A 14,010-nucleotide genomic window follows, 5' to 3' on the forward strand; every position below is an offset into this window, starting at 1 on the left:
GGTGCTGGTGCTGGCGCCGGGGCGGGTGCGGGTGCAGGAATCGGCGCGGGCGCCGCAACGGCAGGCGCTTCCTCGACCGCCGGCTTCGAGCCGAACCAGCTCGAAGGCGAGAACACCGAGCGCGTCGGCGCGGGCTCCGGGGCGGGCGCTGGCGCAGCCGCCGGAGGGGGCGCCGGCGCGACCGGGGCATCGGCAGGCGGTTTTTTCTTGAAGAAACTGAACATCAGGAGCTTTTTACAATCCGACCCATTCTATGAAACACCTCCCGCCACGCCGTGCTGCGTCTGGTGCGGTGCTGGCGATGGCGCTTCTGGCGCCGTGGGCCATGCCTGCGCAGGCCCAGACCACCCCGCCTTCCGCCGCCGCAGCCGCGGCGCCCGGCCCCCAGCAATTCACGTTGGCCAACGGCATGACGCTGATCGTCCAGCCCGACCGGCGCTCGCCCACGGCGGTGCAGATGGTCTGGGTCCGGGTCGGCTCCATGGACGAGGTCGACGGCACGTCCGGTGTCGCACATGCGCTCGAACACATGATGTTCAAGGGCACCAAGGACATCAAGCCCGGCGAGTTCTCGCGCCGCGTGGCGGCGCTGGGCGGCCAGGAAAACGCCTTCACCACCCGCGACTACACCGGCTACTACCAGCAGATTCCGGTCGGCAGCCTCGAGCAGGTGATGAAGCTCGAGTCCGACCGCTTCGCCAACAACCAGTGGCCCGACGACGAGTTCAAGCGCGAGATCGAGGTCGTCAAGGAAGAGCGCCGCCTGCGCACCGAAGACCAGCCGCGCGCGCTGCTCGGCGAGCAGCAGAATGCCGCCGTCTTCATCGCCTCGCCCTACCACCGCCCCGTGGTCGGCTGGATGAGCGACCTCGACGCCATGACCCCCGGCGACGTGCGCGACTTCCACCAGCGCTGGTACGTGCCCGCCAACGCCGTGCTGGTGGTGGCCGGCGACGTCGACGTGGCCCAGGTCCGCGCGATGGCCGAGAAGTACTACGGCCGCATCCCCTCGCGCGCCGTGCCCGTGCGCAAGCCGCGCGTGGAGCCGGTGCAGCGCGGCATCCGCCGCCTCGAATTCAAGGCGCCCGCCGAGCAGGCCTATGTGTCGCTGGCCTACCGCGTGCCGCAGATCGCCAGCATCGACGACGTGAGCAGCGACGCCTGGGCGCTGGTGGTGCTGTCCGCCGTGCTCGACGGCTATGCCGGCGCCCGGCTCGACCGCGCGCTCACCCAAGGCCCCGACCGCGTCGCCGATTCGGCCGGCGCCTACGCGGGCTTCATCGGCCGCGGCCCGCAGCTCTTCGTGCTCGAAGGCGTGCCGGCGGCCGGCAAGAGCGCCGAGGTGGTCGAGGCCGCCCTGCGCGCCCAGGTCGCGCGCATCGCCAAGGACGGCGTGGGCGAGGCCGAACTGGCCCGCGTGAAGACGCAATGGGTGGCCAGCGAAACCTACAAGCGCGACTCGGTGATGGCGCAGGCGCGCGAACTCGGCAGCAACTGGATCGAGGGCCTGCCGCTGGACGCCAGCGAACGCATCGTCGCCCGGCTGCAATCCGTCACGGCCGCGCAGGTGCAGGCCGTGGCCGCCAGGTATTTCGGCGACGACCAGCTCACGGTCGCCACGCTGCGGCCCCTGCCGCCTGAAGCCAAGCGCGGTCGCGGCTTCGCGGCACCCGCGGGCGAGCTGCGCTGAAAGGTCCTGATTCCATGACGAACACTCTCAAGAAAACCGCGCAGTCCCTTCTGCTTGCAGGCGCCACGGTCCTCGCGGGCATGACCACCGCGCACGCCGCGCTGCCCATCCAGCACTGGACGCTGGCCAACGGCGCCAAGATCTACCTGGTGTCGACCAACGCGCTGCCCATCGTCGACGTGCAGGTCGACTTCGACGCCGGCAGCCGCCGCGACCCCGCGCCGCAGGCCGGGCTGGCCAGCACCACCTCGGCCATGGTCGAGAAGGGCGTGCGCGCCGGCAAGAACGGCGAGCCCGCGCTCGACCAGAACGCCCTGGGCGAAGCCTGGGCCGACCTGGGCGCCAGCTTCGACGTGAGCGCCGGCACCGACCGCACCAGCTACTCGCTGCGCACGCTGTCCGACCCGGCGCTGCTGAACAAGGCGGTGGCGCTGGCCTCGCGCGAGATCGGCGAGCCGGCCTTCCCCGACGACGTGTGGCAGCGCGAGCGCGAGCGCATCAACGCCGCCATCAAGGAGGCCAACACCAAGCCCGCGACCATCGCGGGCCGCGCCTTCGCGCAGGCGGTGTACGGCACGCACCCCTACGGCCAGGAAGTGACCGAGGAAACGCTGGCGCGCATCGACACCGCCACCATGCGCCAGCGCTACCAGCAGTTGATCGTGCCGTGCCGCGCCAAGCTCAGCATCGTGGGCGCCGTCACGCGCGCCGAGGCCGAGTCGCTGGCCACCACGCTGCTGTCGCGCCTGCCCGGCCCCGAGGCCTGCACGCCGCTGCCTGCCGTCGCCCCCGTGGCGGCGCTGACGGCAGCCAAGGACGAGCGCATTGCGTTCGACTCGGCGCAGGCCCACGTCTTCATCGGCCAGCCCGGCTACCCGCGCAAGGACCCCGACCACTTCGCGCTCACGCTGGGCAACTACGTGCTGGGCGGCGGCGGCTTCGTGTCGCGCCTGACCGACCAGGTGCGCGAGAAGCGCGGGCTCACCTACAGCATCTACAGCGGCTTTGCGCCGGGGCTCGAGGCGGGCGCGTTCCGCATCGGCTTCCAGACCCGGCCCGACCAGGCCGAGGACGCGGTGAAGGTGTCGCGCGAAGTGCTCGCGAAGTTCGTGGCCGAAGGCCCGACCGCCAGCGAGCTCAAGGCCGCGAAGGACAACGTGATCGGCGGCTTCCCGCTGCTGCTGGACAGCAACCGCAAGCTGATCGGCAACGTGGCCAACATCGCGTGGCACGACCTGCCGCTGGACTACCTCGACACCTGGACCGCGCGCATGAACGCGGTCACCACCGCCGAGATCAAGGCCGCGTTCCAACGCAAGCTGCAGCCCGAGCGCATGGTGACGGTGGTGGTGGGCGGCAAGCCGGCACAGGCCCAGGCTGCCGCGGCCAAGGCGCCGCAGTAGGCACGGGCGCCGCCGTCCTGGCTCAGTCCAGGGCGTGCGGTCCCTGGCTGGCGGCGGCACGCACCGCGGCCCCCAGCCTTTCGAGCAGTCGCGGCGCCGCGCGCGCCTGCTGCCAGTAAAGCGGCACCGGCAGCGTCGAGCCGGACACGAGCTCCACCAGCCGCCCTTCGCGCAGTGCATCGGCCACCATGCTGGTCGGGTGCATGCCCCAGCCCATGCCCGCGCACGCCGCCTCGACGAAGGCGGTGGGCGAGGGCACCCAGTGCCTCGGCGTCTCGACATTGCGGTGGCAGATGCGCCGCACCCAGCGCGCCTGCAGCCGGTCTTTGCGGTCGAACACCAGGCTGGGCGCGTTCGCCAGCGTGCGCGCGCCCACGCCCTTGGCGAAATGGTCGCGCACGAACGCGGGGCTCGCGGCCGCCACGTAGTGCATCGTGCCCAGCGCTTCGCTGTTGCAGCCCGCCACCGGCTGCGCGAGCGCGGTCACGGCCGCCAGCACCGCGCCGCTGCGCAGCCGCTCGGCCGTGTGGTCCTGGTCGTCCACCGTGAGGTCGAGCAGCACCGCCTGCTCCTGCGTCGCGAAGGCCGCCGCCGCGCCGATGAACCAGGTCACCAGGCTGTCGGCATTGACGGCCACGCGCACCGTGAGGCGCTCGTCGCCGGCCTCTCCGCTGCCCATGCCGAGGGCGGGCAGGGCGTCGCGCAGCTCGTGCTCCAGCATGCCGACGCGCTCGACGTGCCGGCACAGCTGCAGCCCCGCCTCCGTGGCCACGCAGGGCTGGCCGCGCACCAGCAGGGCGCCGCCGGTGCGCTCTTCCAGTTGCTTGATGCGTTGCGACACCGCCGACGGCGTGACGTGGAGCGCGCGCGCCGCGCGTTCGAAGCTGCCTTCGCGCACCACGGCGGCAAGGGCGTTCAGGGCGGCGTAGTCGAGCATGGTGTCAATGAAGTAAAACTGAATTTGCGTTAGGAAGTTTAGTTTGAATTAATCGCGTGCAGACGGCAAGCTCGCAGCCATGCAAGCCGTACACGTCACCCCCGCCTTCCTCAACGGGCTCTTCATGAGCCTGGTCCTCATCGTTGCCATCGGCGCGCAGAACGCCTATGTGCTGCGCCAGGGCCTGCGGCGCGAGCACGTGGGCGCGGTGGTGCTGTTCTGCGCCGCCAGCGACGCGGTGCTGATCGGCGCCGGCGTGGCCGGCATGGCGCAGGCGCTGAAGGGCCGGCCGATGCTGGCGACGGTGCTCGCGGCGTTCGGCGCGGCCTTTCTGTGCATCTACGGCCTGAAGGCGCTGTGGCGCTCGCGCCAGCCCGCCGCGTTGCAGGCCTCGGCGCAGGGCACGTCGCTGTCGCGCGTGGCCGTGGTCGCGCAGGCGGCCGGCTTCACGCTGCTGAACCCGCATGTCTACCTGGACACCGTGCTGCTCGTGGGCAGCGCCGGCGCGCAGTACGCGGGCATGCTCAAGCTGTGGTTCGTGGCGGGCGCCACCACGGCCAGCGCGCTGTGGTTCACCTCGTTGGGCTTCGGCGCGCGGCTGCTCGCACCGGTGTTCGCGCGGCCGCGCGCCTGGCAGATGCTCGACGGGCTCATCGGCGGCACCATGCTGCTGCTGGCGGCATGCTGGCGCACCGCGCCTTCACCGGGTTCAGCGCGCTCTGAGGGGGCGAAGGCGGCGGCGTTAAGCTCGCCGCATGCCCCAGAAGAAAGCCGTTCCGGCCCCCCGTCCCGCCGCGCCCAAGCGCCCCTCGAAGCCCAGCGAGGTCCGCATCATCGGCGGCGAATGGAAGCGCACCCGCCTGGCCGTGGCCGACAAGCCCGGCCTGCGCCCCACGCCCGACCGCGTGCGCGAAACCCTCTTCAACTGGCTCGCGAGCCTGGCCGGTGCCGGCGGCGGTGATCTGCCGGGCTGGCACTGCGTCGATGCCTTCGCGGGCACCGGCGCGCTCGGCCTCGAAGCCGCCTCGCGCGGTGCCGCCAACGTGCTGCTGTGCGAGCAGGACGCCGCGCTGGTCGCGCAGCTGCAGGCCGCCAAGGCCAAGCTGTCGGCCGAGGCTGTGCGCATCGAGCGCGGCAACGGCGTGACCGCGCTCGAGCGCACGCCCGCCGGCAGCCTCGACGCCGTGTTCCTGGACCCGCCTTTCGACAGCACCGCGCTCTACGAACCGGCCCTGCGCGCCGCCGCCCGCGCGCTGCGCGCCGGGGGCTCGGTGTACCTGGAGGCGCCGCGCCGCTGGAGCGACGAAGAGCTCGCCGCCTTCGGCCTCGTCGGCTTCCGCTATCTGAAGGCCGGCGCCGTGCATGCCCATCTGCTGCGGCAGGCCTCGGAGGGGGCTGCATAATCCGCCGAACAAGCCGCATCGGCAGCATGAGGAAGAAGCAACCATGGCCAGCAACGTGATCGCGGTTTATCCCGGCACTTTCGACCCCATCACCCTCGGTCACGAGGACGTGGTGCGGCGTGCAACCCAGCTCTTTTCCAAGGTGATCGTCGCCGTCGCGGCGGGCCACCACAAGAAGGCGCTCTTCACGCTCTCCGAACGCATGGACATGGCCCGCGAGGCCGTGAAGCCCTACAGCGACCAGGTCACTGTCGAGAGCTTCTCGGGCCTGCTGCGCGACTTCGTCGTCGCGCGCGGCGGCAAGGCCATGGTGCGCGGCCTGCGCGCCGTGACCGACTTCGACTACGAGTTCCAGCTCGCGGGCATGAACCGCTCGCTGATGCCCGACGTCGAGACCGTGTTCCTGACCCCCAGCGACAAGTACCAGTTCATCTCCAGCACCTTCGTGCGCGAGATCGCCATGCTCGGCGGCGAAGTCCACAAGTTCGTCTCGCCCAACGTGGAGCAGCAACTGGCCGCCAAAGTCCGCAGCCTCGGCCGTGAATAAGCCGCGATGAGCGGCATCCCGCCGCCCCGGCTGCATCTTCTGGGCGATGCGGCGCTCTTGTGCGAGCTGCCCGCGCCCGCCACGCTGGCGCAGCAGCAGCGCATCTGGGCGCTCGCCGAGCGCGCGCGCGAGTGGCCCGGCGTCGGCGAAACGCTGCCGGGCATGAACAACCTCACGCTCACCTTCGACCCCACCGCGATCGACCTGGACACCCTCACGGCGCAGGTGCTGCAGGCCTGGCCGAAGCTGCCGTCCGGTGGCGTCACGGGCCGGCTGGTCGAGATTCCGGTGCACTACGGCGGCGAATACGGCCCCGACCTGGCCGACGTCGCCGCCCACACCGGGCTCACGCCGGCCGAAGTGGTGCGCCGCCACACCGCCGCCGATTACGTCGTCTACCTGCTCGGCTTCCTGCCGGGCTTCAGCTTCATGGGCGGGCTGCCGCCCGAACTCGCCACGCCGCGCCGGGCCGAACCGCGCCTGGCCGTGCCCGCGCGCTCGGTCGGCATCGGCGGTGAGCAGACCGGCATCTATCCGTTGGTGTCGCCGGGGGGCTGGCAGCTGATCGGGCAGACGCCGCTCGCGCTGTTCGACCCCCTGGCTGAGTCGCCCACGCTGCTGCGTCCCGGCGACCGCGTGCGCTTTGTTGCGCAGAGCGTGCAGGCATGATCGTCATCCGCAAACCTGGCGTGCTCGCTTCGGTGCAAGACCTGGGCCGCCACGGCCTGCGCCAGCTCGGCGTGTGCCCCGGCGGCGCGCTCGACGTGCTGTCGCTCACGCTGGCCAACCGCCTCGCGGGCAATGCCGACGGCGCGGCGGGCCTCGAACTCACCATGGGCGGCTGCGAGCTGCAGTTCGAAGCCGACACGCGCATCGCCCTGACCGGCGACGACTTCGGCGCCACCCTCGACGGCACGCCGCTCTGGCCCTGCTGGAGCGTGCCGGTCGCGGCCGGCCAGACGCTCCGGCTGGCCGGCGCCAACGCACCCGGCGTGAAGAGGGCCGGCCTGCGCAGCTGGCTCGCAGTGGCGGGCGGCATCGACGTGCAGCAGATCCTCGGCTCGCGCAGCACCGACCTCAAGGCCGGCTTCGGCGGCCACGAAGGCCGTCCGCTGCGCAAGGGCGACCGGCTCCCGACGGGCGTTTCGCCGCTCGACGCCGCGCAGCGCGAGCGCCGCGCCTTCGGCGTGCGCGGCCCCGACTGGGGCGCGCACGAAGACGACGGCGCCATTGCCCTGCGCGTGCTGCCCGGCCCCGAGTTCGAACTGTTCACGCTGGCCGCGCGCGACCTGCTGTGGGGCGAACGCTGGCGCATCACGCCGCAGAGCAACCGCATGGGCAGCCGCCTCGCGGGCGCCGAACTCAAGCGCAAGCGCAGCGGCGACATGCTTTCGTCGGGCGTCATTCCCGGCACGATCCAGGTGCCGCCTTCGGGCCAGCCGATCATCCTGATGGGCGACGCACAGACCACCGGCGGCTACCCGCGCATCGGCGTGGTCATTCGCGCTGACCTCTGGAAGCTCGCGCAGGCGCCGCTCAACGGCAAGCTGCGGCTCGTGCAGGTGGACCAGCCGCAGGCGCTGGCCGCCTGGGCGGCGCAGCAGCGCTACCTGTCGCAGGTGGCGCAGGGGCTGGCGGCTGCAGGCTGGCCGGCCAAGGCATAGACTTTGCAAAAAGGAAACGCCCCATGCACATCGACCTCAATGCGGACCTCGGCGAAGGCGCCGGCAGCGACGAAGAACTGCTCGCGCTCGTGAGCTCCGCCAACATCGCCTGCGGCTGGCACGCGGGCGATGCCAAGACCATGCAGCAGTGCGTGCGCTGGGCCCTGCGGCACGGCGTGGCCATCGGCGCGCACCCGAGCTTTCCCGACCGCGAGAACTTCGGCCGCAGCACCATGCACCTGCCGCCCGACGAGATCGTGGCCAACGTGCTCTACCAGGTCGGCGCGCTGGCGGCCATCGTCAAGGCCGAGGGCGGCAAGCTGGTGCACGTGAAGGCCCATGGCCAGCTCTACAACCAGGCCGTGAAGGAGCCCGAACTCGCCGCCGCGCTGTGCGAGGCCGTGCGCCGCTTCGACCCCACGCTCAAGTTCTTCGGCCTCGCGGGCAGCCGCATGATCGACGCGGCCCGCCACGCGGGGCTCGAGCCCGTGGAAGAGGTGTTCGCCGATCGCGGCTACATGCCCGACGGCAGCCTCGTGCCGCGCAGCCAGCCCGGCGCGCTCATCGAGAGCGAAGAGCAATCGATCGCGCAAACGCTCTCGCTGGTGCGCGACCACCGCGTGACGGCCATCGACGGCAGCGTCGTGCCCGTGAATGCGCAGACCGTGTGCCTGCACGGCGACGGCGCGCACGCGCTGGCCTTTGCGCGGCGCATTCGCGAGCGGTTGCAGGCCGAAGGCATCGCGGTCCGGGCCTGAGCCTGCGCTATAGCGCGCTGACCCAGCGGTCTCCCGCCTCGGCGCAATAGTCCGCCACGATGGCCCGCGTCAGCTTGGCGACCGCGTGCACGGCCGGCGCCGTGTCGCGCAGGTGGGCCACCGTGATCACCATCGGCGGCAGCGCCGGCCCGTCGCGCACTTCGAGGTAACCCTCCGACAGCTCGCCGCGCACGAAGATCGGCGGGATCGCCGCCACGCCGAAGCCGCCCTTCGTCAGCTGGATGATCGACTGCACCGACGGAAAGCTGCACACGCGCGGCTCCTCGGGGCGGCCCGCGAACAGCGCGCGAACATGCGCGCGCGGCCCCGACGTGCGCGAGAACGTGAGCACCGGCACGCGCTCCAGATCCTCCAGCCGCAGCGTGCGTCCGGTGGGCAGCATCGCGGGGCGGGCGATCCATTGCATCGGAAAGCGGCACAGTGGCGTCACTGTGGAGTCGCCGTTGCTGGCCACCTCGGTGATGTCGTCGTTCTGCACCAGCAGGTCGAACTTGCGGTGCTGGAACTGATCGCGCAGGTTGTGCGCCGTGTCGACCGTGATGTCGGGCTCGATGGCCGGCAGCCGCTCGCTCAGCGTGTGGATCAGCTGCGTGAGCCAGGTGTGGACCACGGTCTCGATGACGCCGATGCGCACCCGCCCCGAAGGCGGCGCATCGGGGTGCACCGACAGCTTCAGCTGGCGCTCCAACGTGAGCATTTGCTCGGCCTGCGCCACCACCCGCTCTCCGATGATGGTGAGCTTGAAGACGCGCTGCGTGCGGTCGACGAGCAGCACGCCCAGCTCTTCTTCGAGCGCCTCGATGCGCTTGGAAACCGCGGCCTGCGTGGTGCACAGCGCCTGCGCCGCCTGGCGAAAGCTCTTGAGACGGTCGAGCATGACCAGCGTCTCGAGGAATCGTGTGTTCATTGGATCTGCCTCTCCCTGGACTCCGGCGGCACTTGAATTTTTGTTATCGGCTTCTCCAACAAAAACTCGTTCGACAGCCGCCGGAGGCCCATGTTTTCATAAAGCCGTCACACACGCACAGAGGTGCAACCCGACCCAGACACCGTCTGCAGGAGTCGTGCCAGGACGCGGGCGCACCGAGGCTTTCATGTCACCCACAGGAGAAGGAGCAAGGATGAAACGTATGACGGCAACGCGGCGATTCAAGCGTGGCGCGGCGCTCGGTGTCTGCACGCTGGCGCTCGCCGGCTGCGGCGGCGGGGGAGGCGGCGGCGGGGTCGATCCCGCCACCGCGGCGGCCATTGCAGCGGCTCTGGCAGGCCCTTCAGGCGGTACGGCCCCGCCGACCGCGGCGCAGCCACCCGTGACTCCCGCGCCGCCCGCCATCCAGGCCAAGTGCGCCATGGACACGACCGTGGCCGCCTCGTACGAGGAGCAGCGGCTGCCCAACAAGCTCTCGGGCAGCGATGCGCTGAGCTTCTCGCAGCAGCTGTTGCAGGCCAGCGGCTTCGACCACTTCGGCCCCGACTTCGCCGCCACGCTGTGCAGCAACGGCCTGGCCGGCGCATCGACCTACGACGACGCGGTGACGCTGCTGCACACCGAAGGCCGGAAGCTCTGGCAAGCCGCGCTGGACCGTGTGCAGGGGCGCGTGGTGCAGGGCAGCCTGCCCAGGAGCGACGACCGCATGCTCTATTGGGCCCGCCTCACGATGACGCTGGCGCTGCGCCAGTGGAAGCCCGACTTTCCGCTCACGGACGACCAGCGCGCGGCGCTGCAGAACGAGTTCGAGCGTGCCTCGCGCGGGCAGTACGCCATCGATTTTCCGGAAGGGCCGAAGTACAAGCGTGTGCTGGTGAGCGGCTTCGATCCGTTCACGCTGGGGCAGGCGGGCCGGGACGGCGACCCCAGCATCCGCATCGGCAATCCCTCGGGCGCGACCATTCTTTCGCTGGACGGCAACACCGTGGCGCTGGACGACGGCACCACCGCCGTGATTCGCACCTTCATCCTGCCGGTCAACTACGGGCCATTCATCCAGGGCATGCAGGAAGACACGCTCGGCCCGTGGTTCAAGCCCGGCACCAAGCGCGTCGATGCGTCCGTGAGCATGAGCCAGGGCGCCGGAGAGTTCGACCTGGAGCACTACAACGGCCGCTACCACTTCGCGAACTTCCCGGGCAACGACAACCTGAATCCACCGTGCGCCGACGGTGGGAGCTTTCCCGCGTCGCTCGACTGCGACATCTCTCCGCCGGAGCGCTGGCTGGGCTATGCGGCCAAGCCGTGGATGCGCGACACCCCGCCACAGTTCACGGTGGCGACGCTTCCGTTCCAGAAGCTGATCGACGCCAACACGGGTGTCGGCGTCATCAACAGCGACACGGGTGCCACCGGTGGCTGGGCCGTCGTGCGGCACGACACCTATTCGGTCATGCCGTGCACCAAGGAGGCTGGCGATACCGCAGCGGCCCAGAAGACGGCCCAGGCGGCGGTCGATGCCGCGTTCGCTGCGTACCAGGCGGCTGCCGCCGCGGACAAGGCGGCGGCGGCTCAGAAGTATTTCGACGCGATCACTGCCCTCAATGCCGCGGGCACGCCAAGTCCGATCGAGACCAACTGCGCCCAGACGGGCGGCGGCGGCAACTATCTCTCGAACGCCAGCGCGTACCGCAACACCTTGATGCGCGACACGTTCAAGCTGGGCATTCCGGCGGGCCATATCCACACGCCGGTCATGACGCAATTCGGCAGCGGCAGCGACGCAAAGATCACCGACGCAACCTTCGAGGGGCGGCGCGACGCCATCGTGGCGCAGGCCCGCAACCTGGTGATCGCACTGGCGAAGAGCCTGTCGGCGTCATCCGCGCTTTAATCGTTCAGTCAGGATCCAGACCATGAAATTCAAGTTCTTCCTGCTCGCCGTCGGCGTGGCGCTCTGCGGGGTCGCCGCGGCGCAGCCCAGCGGCGGCTTCCATCTGTTCAAGAACAAGGTGAGCGGCCAGCAGGTCTGTGCGCAGAACCCCATCAGCCCCGACTGGGTGAAGCAGACGGGCCCGTTCAAGGACGCCGATTGCAAGATCGTGCAGAAGCCCGAGCCCGTGCGCACCGACCTGCCCGCCAGCCCGCTCGACCTGGCGCCCAGGAAGTAGCCGCCGGCAGGGAGTCTCGTCTTGCGGTAACTTCGGGTTTCTGCCCGAAGTTGCCATGACGAAGCCCACGCCAAAGCCCAAGTCGCCATCGCCCCGCGTGCCGTTGCGCGTGCTGCTGACCGGCTTCGACCCGTTCGAGGGCGAAGTCCTCAACCCTTCATGGGAGGCCGTGCGCTCGCTCGACGGCTGGGAGGTCGGCCGCGCCACCGTGCATGCGCGCCAGGTGCCATGCGTGCTCGGCGAGGCCATCGATGCACTGGCCCATGCGATGGACGAGCTTCAGCCGCAGCTCGTGCTGTGCATCGGCCAGGCCGGCGGCCGCGCCGAGTTCACGCCGGAGCGCATCGCGATCAACGTCGACGACTTCCGCGTGCCCGACAACGCGGGCCATCAGCCGATCGACGTGCCAGTGGTGCGCGGCGGGCCCGACGCGTACTTCTCGACCTTGCCCGTCAAGGCCATCGTGCGCGAGCTGCGCGCGGCCGGCGTGCCGGCCTCGGTGTCGAACAGCGCGGGCACCTTCGTGTGCAACCACATCTTCTACGGCCTGATGCACCGCATCGCGACGCACCCGCTGCCGGGCGTGCGCGGCGGCTTCATCCACATTCCGTACCTGCCCGAACAGGCGGCGCGCTTCGCGGGCGCGCCGAGCATGTCGCTCGAGACGCTGGTCAAGGCCTTGCGCATCAGCGTGAGCACCGCGCTCGCGGTGACGCACGACATCGCCGAAACGGGCGGCCAATTGCACTGAGCCGCGCCGCCGGGCCGCTCAGAACCGCTCCCACTCGCCTTCGGTGATCGCCAGCCTGGGCGCGGCCGCGACGGTCTTCGTGCGCGGGCGCACGGGAAGGGGGGCGGACACCGCCACCGCCTTGACCTTCGTGGCCCTGGCCGGCGCCGCGATCACCGTGGCCTGCCGGCCTTGCGCCAGCTTGAACACGCTCACGGCCTGCAGCAGGCCGCCCGCCTGGTCCCGCAGCGATGCAGCGGCGGCAGCGGCTTCTTCCACCAGCGCCGCGTTTTGTTGCGTGACCTGGTCCATCTGTGAAATAGCCTGGTTGATCTGCTCGATGCCCGAGGTCTGCTCCTGGCTCGCGGCCGTGATCTCGCCCATGATGTCCGTCACGCGGCGCACGCTGCCCACGATGTCGTCCATGGTGCGGCCCGCTTCGCCGACGAGCGTGGTGCCCGCGTCCACCTTGCTCACCGAGTCGCCGATCAGGTCCTTGATCTCCTTGGCCGCCGCGGCCGAGCGCTGCGCCAGATTGCGCACCTCGGCCGCCACCACCGCGAAGCCGCGGCCCTGCTCGCCCGCGCGCGCGGCTTCCACCGCCGCGTTGAGCGCCAGGATGTTGGTCTGGAACGCGATGCCGTCGATGACGCCGATGATCTCGACGATCTTGCGCGACGATGCATCGATCGAGGCCATGGTCTCGACCACCTTGCCCACCACCTGGCCGCCCTTGAGCGCCACGTCCGAGGCCGACACCGCCAGCTGGTTGGCCTGGCGCGCGTTGTCCGCGTTCTGCTTGACCGTGGAGGTCAGCTCTTCCATCGACGCCGCGGTCTGCTCGAGCGAACTGGCCTGCTCCTCGGTGCGCGAGGACAGATCTTCGTTGCCCTGCGAGATCTGCGCGCTGGCGGTGGCCACGCCTTCCGCGTTGCCGCGCACCAGGCCCACGGTGCGCGCCAGGCTTTCCTGCATGCGCTGCAGCGCCGTGAGCATGCGGCCGGTCTCGTCGGTCGACTTCACCTCGATCGCTTCGGCAAGGTCGCCCCGCGCCACGCGATCGGCCGCCACGATGGCGTCGTTGAGCGGCCGCGTGATGGAACGCGTGATCAGCCACGCGGACGCCACGCCCAGCACCACGGCCAGCAACGCGGCGGTCATCATGATCTCGATGGCCGTGGTCGCGGCCTCGTGCGCCGCCACCGCCGCCTCGCGCATCTGCTGGCTCATGAACTCGACCAGCTCCCTCAAGGTGGCCAGGTAGGCGGCCTGGGTCTTGTTGCGTTCGCCGAAGAGCGTCTGCGTGGCCTCTTCCGGGTGGTTGCTCATGGCGAACTCCGCCACGGCGTTGGTGAAGCCCCGGTAGTCCGCCAGCGCGCCTTCGACGCGGCCAGCAGGACGCGCTCGCGGTCGGAGTCGACCAGCCTGTCGAGTACGGCCATCTGCTTGTCGGTGCCGGCCCTGGACTGCTCCAGGTTGGCGCGATGGGTCTTCCGGATGGCGTCGTCGCGCTCCAGGATGAGGTTGCGCGTCAGCCGCGTGGCATCGACCGCCTGGTAGGACATCTCGCGCGCGGCCTCGATCTTGGGCGAGGTGTTGGCGGTGATGCGCGTGGTCGTTGCGTCCAGCGAGTGCAGGCGGTTGATGCCCACGAGGGAAATGACGGCCAGCAGGAGCAGCAGCAGCCCGAACACGAGGCTCAGTCGCGCACTGATTTTGAGATTTTTCACGTTAGCGGAGAGAGGTTGACGATGAAGG

12 protein-coding genes and 3 pseudogenes are annotated in these 14,010 nt (G+C 70.4%); 11 read left to right on the forward strand and 4 right to left on the reverse strand.

Annotation, left to right across the window (positions count from 1 at the left end):
- Positions 1 to 224, reverse strand: a pseudogene (locus BMG07_RS42290) (signal recognition particle-docking protein FtsY); the annotation flags it as partial.
- A 29-nt stretch (positions 225 to 253) separates the two neighbouring features.
- Between BMG07_RS42290 and BMG07_RS17055 the strand changes: the two are divergent.
- Positions 254 to 1,690 (forward strand): insulinase family protein, encoded by a 1,437-nt coding sequence (locus BMG07_RS17055; RefSeq protein WP_198085574.1) that lies wholly within the window; start codon positions 254 to 256, stop codon positions 1,688 to 1,690.
- 14 nt (positions 1,691 to 1,704) lie between these two features.
- The gene (locus tag BMG07_RS17060) at positions 1,705 to 3,093 is read left to right on the forward strand and encodes a pitrilysin family protein (RefSeq protein ID WP_198085575.1); all 1,389 of its coding nucleotides are present in this window, start codon (positions 1,705 to 1,707) and stop codon (positions 3,091 to 3,093) included.
- 22 nt (positions 3,094 to 3,115) lie between these two features.
- Here BMG07_RS17060 and BMG07_RS17065 read toward each other — a convergent pair whose 3' ends face one another.
- On the reverse strand, positions 3,116 to 4,030 hold the full coding sequence (locus BMG07_RS17065; protein ID WP_198085576.1) for a LysR family transcriptional regulator ArgP: 915 nt from the start codon (positions 4,028 to 4,030) through the stop codon (positions 3,116 to 3,118).
- A 79-nt stretch (positions 4,031 to 4,109) separates the two neighbouring features.
- Here BMG07_RS17065 and BMG07_RS17070 point away from each other — a divergent pair.
- The 6 genes and pseudogenes from BMG07_RS17070 to pxpA all read left to right on the forward strand — a co-directional run bounded on the left by BMG07_RS17070 (position 4,110) and on the right by pxpA (position 8,402).
- Positions 4,110 to 4,753, forward strand: a pseudogene (locus tag BMG07_RS17070) (LysE/ArgO family amino acid transporter).
- Positions 4,754 to 4,785: 32 nt separating this feature from the next.
- A complete protein-coding gene (locus BMG07_RS17075) occupies positions 4,786 to 5,433 on the forward strand; it encodes an RsmD family RNA methyltransferase (protein WP_198085577.1) in 648 nt (215 codons plus the stop codon).
- 43 nt (positions 5,434 to 5,476) lie between these two features.
- The gene (gene coaD, locus BMG07_RS17080; protein WP_081269908.1) at positions 5,477 to 5,980 is read left to right on the forward strand and encodes a pantetheine-phosphate adenylyltransferase; all 504 of its coding nucleotides are present in this window, start codon (positions 5,477 to 5,479) and stop codon (positions 5,978 to 5,980) included.
- A gap of 6 nt (positions 5,981 to 5,986) precedes the next feature.
- Complete coding sequence (gene pxpB / locus BMG07_RS17085) at positions 5,987 to 6,649, forward strand: 5-oxoprolinase subunit PxpB (RefSeq protein WP_198085578.1); 663 nt, start codon at positions 5,987 to 5,989, stop codon at positions 6,647 to 6,649.
- Positions 6,646 to 7,644, forward strand: coding sequence for a biotin-dependent carboxyltransferase family protein (locus tag BMG07_RS17090; protein WP_198085579.1), 999 nt, complete (start codon positions 6,646 to 6,648; stop codon positions 7,642 to 7,644). The genes pxpB and BMG07_RS17090 overlap by 4 nt, the downstream gene beginning before the upstream one ends.
- Positions 7,645 to 7,667: 23 nt before the next feature.
- Positions 7,668 to 8,402 carry a 5-oxoprolinase subunit PxpA gene (gene pxpA, locus BMG07_RS17095; RefSeq protein WP_198085580.1) on the forward strand — a complete coding sequence of 245 codons (735 nt, stop codon included), beginning with the start codon at positions 7,668 to 7,670 and terminating at the stop codon, positions 8,400 to 8,402.
- Between the two features lie 7 nt (positions 8,403 to 8,409).
- Here pxpA and BMG07_RS17100 read toward each other — a convergent pair whose 3' ends face one another.
- Positions 8,410 to 9,330, reverse strand: a complete 921-nt coding sequence (locus BMG07_RS17100; protein WP_198085581.1) for a LysR family transcriptional regulator — start codon at positions 9,328 to 9,330, stop codon at positions 8,410 to 8,412.
- 214 nt (positions 9,331 to 9,544) lie between these two features.
- On the opposite strand from BMG07_RS17100, the gene BMG07_RS17105 reads away from it, so the two are divergent.
- From BMG07_RS17105 to pcp, 3 genes are read left to right on the forward strand one after another with little or no spacing between them, the layout of a single operon-like run.
- Positions 9,545 to 11,245, forward strand: a complete 1,701-nt coding sequence (locus tag BMG07_RS17105) for a hypothetical protein (protein ID WP_269759088.1) — start codon at positions 9,545 to 9,547, stop codon at positions 11,243 to 11,245.
- Between the two features lie 22 nt (positions 11,246 to 11,267).
- Entirely contained in the window at positions 11,268 to 11,522 is a 255-nt protein-coding gene (locus BMG07_RS17110; RefSeq protein WP_198085582.1) for a hypothetical protein, read from the forward strand.
- A 55-nt stretch (positions 11,523 to 11,577) separates the two neighbouring features.
- On the forward strand, positions 11,578 to 12,273 hold the full coding sequence (gene pcp, locus BMG07_RS17115; protein WP_198085583.1) for a pyroglutamyl-peptidase I: 696 nt from the start codon (positions 11,578 to 11,580) through the stop codon (positions 12,271 to 12,273).
- An 18-nt stretch (positions 12,274 to 12,291) separates the two neighbouring features.
- Here pcp and BMG07_RS44130 read toward each other — a convergent pair.
- Positions 12,292 to 13,982: pseudogene (locus BMG07_RS44130) on the reverse strand (methyl-accepting chemotaxis protein).
- Positions 13,983 to 14,010: the final 28 nt, after the last annotated feature.

This window comes from Variovorax sp. E3, from assembly GCF_016082275.1.
In the GTDB taxonomy this organism is placed as follows: Bacteria; Pseudomonadota; Gammaproteobacteria; order Burkholderiales; family Burkholderiaceae_C; genus Variovorax.

Excerpts from the sequence above, each read along its gene's own strand:
- BMG07_RS17055 (WP_198085574.1), top strand. The coding sequence starts at position 254 with ATGAAACACCTCCCGCCACGCCGTGCTGCGTCTGGTGCGGTGCTGGCG.
- BMG07_RS17090 (WP_198085579.1), top strand. The coding sequence starts at position 6,646 with ATGATCGTCATCCGCAAACCTGGCGTGCTCGCTTCGGTGCAAGACCTG.
- BMG07_RS17105 (WP_269759088.1), top strand. The coding sequence starts at position 9,545 with ATGAAACGTATGACGGCAACGCGGCGATTCAAGCGTGGCGCGGCGCTC.
- BMG07_RS17110 (WP_198085582.1), top strand. The coding sequence starts at position 11,268 with ATGAAATTCAAGTTCTTCCTGCTCGCCGTCGGCGTGGCGCTCTGCGGG.
- pxpB (WP_198085578.1), top strand. The coding sequence starts at position 5,987 with ATGAGCGGCATCCCGCCGCCCCGGCTGCATCTTCTGGGCGATGCGGCG.
- BMG07_RS17060 (WP_198085575.1), top strand. The coding sequence starts at position 1,705 with ATGACGAACACTCTCAAGAAAACCGCGCAGTCCCTTCTGCTTGCAGGC.
- coaD (WP_081269908.1), top strand. The coding sequence starts at position 5,477 with ATGGCCAGCAACGTGATCGCGGTTTATCCCGGCACTTTCGACCCCATC.
- BMG07_RS17100 (WP_198085581.1), bottom strand. The coding sequence starts at position 9,330 with ATGAACACACGATTCCTCGAGACGCTGGTCATGCTCGACCGTCTCAAG.
- BMG07_RS17065 (WP_198085576.1), bottom strand. The coding sequence starts at position 4,030 with ATGCTCGACTACGCCGCCCTGAACGCCCTTGCCGCCGTGGTGCGCGAA.
- pxpA (WP_198085580.1), top strand. The coding sequence starts at position 7,668 with ATGCACATCGACCTCAATGCGGACCTCGGCGAAGGCGCCGGCAGCGAC.
- pcp (WP_198085583.1), top strand. The coding sequence starts at position 11,578 with ATGACGAAGCCCACGCCAAAGCCCAAGTCGCCATCGCCCCGCGTGCCG.
- BMG07_RS17075 (WP_198085577.1), top strand. The coding sequence starts at position 4,786 with ATGCCCCAGAAGAAAGCCGTTCCGGCCCCCCGTCCCGCCGCGCCCAAG.